The sequence below is a fragment of the Rathayibacter sp. AY1C7 genome (assembly GCF_002931865.1).
Lineage (GTDB): Bacteria > Actinomycetota > Actinomycetes > Actinomycetales > Microbacteriaceae > Rathayibacter.
Genome location: NZ_PSWB01000050.1, coordinates 1 through 4,850, shown reverse-complemented (window position 1 = coordinate 4,850; position 4,850 = coordinate 1). Strand labels below are relative to the sequence as shown.

Below are 4,850 nucleotides of genomic sequence, written 5' to 3'. Positions count from 1 at the left end.
CGCGGGAGGTGGGCGTGCGGGCGCGCTTCAGCCGCCGCTCGGAGCCGGCGAGGGCGTCGAGGCGGGAGCGGTTCGCGCGCCACAGCGCGGTGAGGCGGGGGCGGGGCTCCGGCTGCGCGTCGATCCTCTCGTCGGTCTCGGCGAGGAGGTCGGCGAGCGGACGGCGGACGCGGCGGATGCCCCGCCGCACGGGAGGCGCGAGGGTCGGCGGCTCGGCGTCGTGCACGGAGCGCAGGACCGCGCCGAACCCCTCCCAGTCGAGGGCGTCCTCGCCGGAGTCGACGGCGTCCTCGCCGAGGATCCACGGCGCGACCGAGACCCGCAGCCCACGGTCCTCCACCCAGGGGCGCCCGTCGGAGGCGCGGTGCGGCGCCGCGACGCCCGGCACCCCCGCCTCTCCCAGCGACGCCGAGAGCGCGAGGCCGAAGCGCCCGTCGCGGGCCGACGCCTTGACGCTCCACAGCGCCCCGGAGCCGTCGGCCGCGCACCAGACGCGCGCTCCGTGGTCGAGTCCGCCGACGACGGGCTCCAGGTCGACGAGGCCGACGCCGAACTCGCGGCGCACCAGAGCGCGCGCCCAGGCGCCCGCCTCCTCGATCGTGTCCATCCCGCTCATGCTGACGCGCGGGCGCCCCGCGAGCAGGTGCTTGCGCGATCGGTGATCGTAGGCATGGGTGCGGGCTGAGCCGCGTCTCAGGCTCGCGCTCCGGGCCGCCCGACGAGGAACCACGCCATCGACCCCAGGAAGGGCGCCACCACGACGGCGATCGTCCACAGGCCCTTCCGCAGGGGATCGAGGCCGGAGCGGAGGACCTGCGCGACCGCGAGGATCGCGACTCCGAGATACGCGGCCCCGCACAGGGCGGCGACCACGCTGGTGCCGAGCAGTGACATGTCCATCGCCCGACGCTACGCGCGGCGCGGCGCTGCCGGATCCGCCGCGGGGCGGAGACTCCCGGCGATGCGCAGCGGGCCTCGCTCAGCGGCCGAGGACACCGGTGATCGTCCGCGCGCCGTCGGCGGGGAAGAGGGCGAGCCGCTGCTCCGTCCCCTGCTGCCGGACCGTGAGAACGGGAGCCGCGAGCGCGTGACCGTGGTGGTAGCCCGTCACCGACTCGGGGGCGTCCCCGGCGGTGAGGGGCAGGAACGCGATCGGCGAGAGGTCCGCGTCGGCACGGAACAGCGAGAGCGCCCTCGCGGTGACGACGGCCAGCAGCACGGGGTCCGGCTTCGCCGCGCGCAGCGCCGGGAGGTCGACCGCGGCTCCGGCGACCGCGAGCGTCCGCAGCGAGGCCAGTGTCTCCGGAGTGTTCAGCACCGCGGTGACGCCGCCGTCCGGATGCTCGGCCCGCAGCCTCTCGAGGATCGGTCGGGACCACCGCTCCTCGACGCGCCGTCGGATCCCGAAGCCGAGCCCCGCGACGATCACCGCGGCCACCGCAAGCACCACGCCCCACCCTCCGTAGAGCTGGAACGCCCGGGCGCCCGACCACGCCGCCGCGACGACCACCGTCGCCCCGAAGAACGCCTCGCTCCCGAGCGACCGCAGCCGGGTCGACTGCACCTCCTGCGTCACGAGCGCTCCTCCGGGTCGGGCGGACCTCCGGGCGGGATCACGTCAGCGCATGATCGCACCGGCGCCTGCGGGTCGGGCGGGGATCCGTCCCCTCGCGCGCGAGGCCGGCTCAGCGCCCGCGCCGCGCCCGCGGATCGGTGAGGAGCCGGACCGGGGGGAGGTCGGCCAGGTCGGGGGACACGAAGCCGAGCACGTCGGAGTGGTGGTCGGCGGAGGCCCGGCGGAGGAAGGACCAGCACTTGAGCGAGGACGGGCGCCGGTCGAGGGGGAGGGGAGCGGCCTCCACGATGATCACGGTGGCGGAGCGGTGCAGGATCCGCACGGGCACGCGGCTCTCGCGGCCGTCGACGGTCCAGCTGGAGACGCCGCGGATGCGGCCGTCCTCGCGGTCGACGCCGACGGTGAGGACGCTCCGGAAGTCGTCGGACGCGGCGCCCATGCCGATCTGGAAGTCCCCGTCGGCGCCGTCGAGCACGAAGGCGACGTCGAGTCCGCGGCGGTGGCGGACGGTGAAGGTGGCGAGCAGGGGACCGCTCCCGAACCTCGGGGCCTCGTCGCGGGCCTGCCGGACACGCTGCTCCGCGTCGTCCCTGTCCATGGAGCCACTCCTGCCGTCCCGGCGGAGCGGGGCCCGCGCGCCCGTCGAGCCTAGGGGGAGCGGGGCGGCGTCACCCCGCGCGAGGCAGCGTCACCCGGAAGCGGGCGCCGACGGGCCCCGCCTCCGCCACGAGGTCGCCGCCGAGGGCCCGGGCCAGCCCGCGCGCGATCGGCAGGCCGAGGCCCGAGCCGCCGTCGGCGCGGTTGCGGGCGTCGTCGAGGCGGACGAGGCGGTCGAAGACGCGCTCGCGGTCGGCCTCGGCGATGCCGGGGCCGTCGTCGTCGACGGTGATCGTGACGGAGTCGGCGGCCGCCTCGACGGCGACGTCGATCCGGGAGCGGGCGAAGCGGGCACCGTTCTCGAGGAGGTTGCCGAGCACCTGAGCCAGCCGGTCGGCGTCGGCGCTGACCAGGAGCGGCTCGGCGGGCCGGTGCAGCTCGATCGCGAGGCCCGGGCGGCGCAGCTCCTGGCGCTCGATCGCGGCCTCGGCGACGCCCGCCGGGTCCAGCGGACGCGACTCCAGAGCCAGGCCCTCGTCCAGCCGCGCCATCAGCAGCATGTCCTGGATGAGGCGGCCCGCGCGCAGCGACTCCCGCACGACGTGCACCGAGAGGCGCTCGCGCTCCTGCTCGCCGCCGTCGCCGCGGACGAGCGCGTCGGCGGCGGCCTGGATGCCGGCGACCGGCGTCCGCAGCTCGTGCGCGGCGTCCGAGACGAACGCGCGCATCCGCTGCTCCGCCGCGAGGGCCGTCGCCTCGGCGGCGAGGGCGCTGCGCTCGGCCTGCTCGAGGTCGTCGAGCATCTCGTCGAACGCGGTCGCGGTGCGGCCGAGCTCGGTCCGCGGACGGGAGGGGCGCAGCCGCCGCCCGCGGTCGCCGTGCGCGATGTCGCGGGCCACGTCGGTCATCCGCTCGAGGGGCCGGAGGGTCGCGCGGACCACGACGATCAGCGCGAGGGCGGCCAGCACGAGGAACACGGCCGACGCGGCGAGCAGGATCCCGTTCAGCTGCGCGAGGGTGCTGCCCACCGATCCGGCCTCGCTGGTGAGCTCGAGGCGGGTGCCGTCGCTGAGGGTCGACTCGAGGGTGATCAGCTCGTCGTCGGCGGCGACGCTGCTCGAGACGACGGTGACGGCGACGGAGGCGGCTCGGGGCGGGACGGCTCCGGAGGAGGAGCTCGTGCCGGGCGGCGACGGCGGCTCTCCGAGCTGATCGGCGGCTCCCGGGCCCAGTCGCAGCTGCTCCGGGCTCGGCCCGGCCACGACGTCCTCGCCCTCGGGGCTCGTGATCCGCACCGAGACGCCCTGCGCCGAGAGGCGGGAGGCGAGGGCGTCGTCGGCGATCGTGCCGACCAGCGCGGCGGCGGCGGAGGCGCGGTCCTGCAGCCGCTCCTCGATCTGGTCGCGGAGGCGCTCGCCGAGCACCGCCTGCACCGTCGCCGAGAGGGCCAGGAGCAGCACGGCAAGCAGAGCGAGCACGGCCAGGACGGTGCGGAGGCGGAGCGAGCCGGTCCGCAGCGCGCCCGGCTGGGCGCGGCTCACGCCTCCACCCGGTAGCCGAGGCCGCGGACGGTGTGCACGAGCCGGTCGCCGTGCGCCTCCATCTTCTTGCGGAGGGAGCTGAGGTGCACCTCGACGAGGTTCGGGTCGACGTGGTCGTAGCCCCAGACCTGCGTGAGGATCTGGGTCTTGGTGAGGGTGCGGCCGCGGTTCCCGGCGAGGAAGGCGAGGAGGCGGAACTCGGTCGCGGTGAGGTCGAGGGCGACGCCGCCGCGGCGGGCGCGGCCCGACTCCGGGTCGACGACGAGGTCGCCGATCTCGACGACGGACGGGATGCGGCCGCGGCGGCGCAGCACGGCGGTCACGCGCTTGACGAGCTCGGCGAGCACGAACGGCTTCACCACGTAGTCGTCAACGCCCTCGTCGAAGCCGCGGAGGCGGTCGTCGACCGCGTCGCGGGCGGTGAGCATGATCACGGCCGCGTCGCTGCTGCGGCGGATCCGCTCGGCGAGCACGATGCCGCTCGGGCCGGGGAGCATCCAGTCGAGGATCACCAGGTCCGGAGCGAAGGTGCTCAGCTCGCGGGCGAGGTCCTCGCCGGAGACGAGACCGCGGACCGTGAAGCGCTCGCTGCGCAGCGCGGTCTCGACGGAGGAGCGGATGGCGTCGTCGTCCTCGATGAGGAGCACACGGGCGGAGGAGGGCATGTGGTCGAACCTAGGGGCCGCGGATCGGGGCGCACCCGGCGTCTGCTGTGGAGGGTCTGTTCTTAAGTCCGGCTTCAGATTCGCCTTCGAATCTGAAATGGAACCGGCCGCAACCGATCCCGAACGGGGTCGGCACCGGGCCGGAACGAGGAGACACCCATGACTGAGTCGACCACCCCCGCCGAGAAGGGCTTGAGCTTCGGGCCGCGCCGTCCGAAGAAGCGCGCCCTGACCATCGGCATCGCCGTCGGCGCCCTCGGACTCGTCGCGCTCGGCTCGACCGCCGCGTTCGCCGCGACGCCGTCGAGCACGCCGACCTCCAGCGCCACACCGCTGCACTCCACCTCGACCGGTGCGCCGTCCACCGGTGCGCCGTCGACCGACGCGCCCGCCGAGGGCACCGCTCCGACGTGCTCGGCTTCGTGTCCCCCGACCTGGCCGACCTCCCCCCGGTCCGGCTCCTCACCGATC

The 4,850-nt window shown here is 75.7% G+C and carries 7 protein-coding genes; 1 reads left to right on the top strand and 6 read right to left on the bottom strand.

The features are described 5' to 3' along the window. The 6 genes from C5C69_RS16475 to C5C69_RS16450 form a co-directional block, all read right to left on the bottom strand. Positions 1 to 607, bottom strand: a 607-nt coding sequence (locus tag C5C69_RS16475) for a hypothetical protein (RefSeq protein ID WP_219812394.1), incomplete at its 3' end; no start/stop codon positions are given. An 86-nt stretch (positions 608 to 693) separates the two neighbouring features. After that, positions 694 to 900: a PLD nuclease N-terminal domain-containing protein gene (locus C5C69_RS16470; protein ID WP_104225196.1), complete on the bottom strand. Its 207-nt coding sequence runs from the start codon at positions 898 to 900 to the stop codon at positions 694 to 696. A 79-nt stretch (positions 901 to 979) separates the two neighbouring features. Next, positions 980 to 1,576 (bottom strand): hypothetical protein, encoded by a 597-nt coding sequence (locus C5C69_RS16465; RefSeq protein ID WP_104258313.1) that lies wholly within the window; start codon positions 1,574 to 1,576, stop codon positions 980 to 982. 109 nt (positions 1,577 to 1,685) lie between these two features. Beyond that, positions 1,686 to 2,174, bottom strand: coding sequence for a hypothetical protein (locus C5C69_RS16460; RefSeq protein WP_104225194.1), 489 nt, complete (start codon positions 2,172 to 2,174; stop codon positions 1,686 to 1,688). 70 nt (positions 2,175 to 2,244) lie between these two features. Continuing rightward, positions 2,245 to 3,714: a cell wall metabolism sensor histidine kinase WalK gene (locus C5C69_RS16455; RefSeq protein ID WP_104258312.1), complete on the bottom strand. Its 1,470-nt coding sequence runs from the start codon at positions 3,712 to 3,714 to the stop codon at positions 2,245 to 2,247. Further along, positions 3,711 to 4,379 carry a response regulator transcription factor gene (locus tag C5C69_RS16450; RefSeq protein WP_104225192.1) on the bottom strand — a complete coding sequence of 223 codons (669 nt, stop codon included), beginning with the start codon at positions 4,377 to 4,379 and terminating at the stop codon, positions 3,711 to 3,713. The genes C5C69_RS16455 and C5C69_RS16450 overlap by 4 nt, the downstream gene beginning before the upstream one ends. A gap of 159 nt (positions 4,380 to 4,538) precedes the next feature. Here C5C69_RS16450 and C5C69_RS16445 point away from each other — a divergent pair. Continuing rightward, positions 4,539 to 4,850 (top strand): hypothetical protein (locus tag C5C69_RS16445; RefSeq protein ID WP_374953584.1); only part of this gene is annotated, 312 nt, incomplete at its 3' end.

What these genes read in the sequence shown, in the direction of transcription:
- C5C69_RS16460 (WP_104225194.1), bottom strand. Translation starts at nt 2,174, where the DNA reads ATGGACAGGGACGACGCGGAGCAGCGTGTCCGGCAGGCCCGCGACGAG.
- C5C69_RS16450 (WP_104225192.1), bottom strand. Translation starts at nt 4,379, where the DNA reads ATGCCCTCCTCCGCCCGTGTGCTCCTCATCGAGGACGACGACGCCATC.
- C5C69_RS16470 (WP_104225196.1), bottom strand. Translation starts at nt 900, where the DNA reads ATGGACATGTCACTGCTCGGCACCAGCGTGGTCGCCGCCCTGTGCGGG.